We start from the raw sequence: 231 nt of genomic DNA, 5'->3' as shown, positions 1-231 counted from the left end.
TTTAAGATGACTTAAAGAGAGGTGCCCATGAGCGGTAAGCGTTATCCTGAAGAGTTTAAAATTGAAGCAGTCAAACAGGTTGTTGATCGTGGTCATTCTGTTTCCAGTGTTGCAATACGTCTCGATATCACCACTCACAGTCTTTACGCCTGGATAAAGAAGTACGGCCCGGATTCTTCCACTCATAATGAACAGTCAGATGCTCAGGCCGAGATCCGCCGTCTTCAGAAA

Annotated in this window: 1 protein-coding gene; it reads left to right on the top strand. The window is 45.0% G+C overall.

Annotated features, from left to right (window positions below; translation table 11 throughout):
- Positions 1 to 27: 27 nt before the first annotated feature.
- Positions 28 to 231 (top strand): transposase (locus tag FHC48_RS23315; RefSeq protein ID WP_220420652.1); only part of this gene is annotated, 204 nt, incomplete at its 3' end.

It is taken from the genome of Enterobacter sp. EC_50 (assembly GCF_019584525.1).
In the GTDB taxonomy this organism is placed as follows: Bacteria; Pseudomonadota; Gammaproteobacteria; order Enterobacterales; family Enterobacteriaceae; genus Enterobacter; species Enterobacter roggenkampii.
This window is presented reverse-complemented; position numbering and strand designations above follow the sequence as displayed.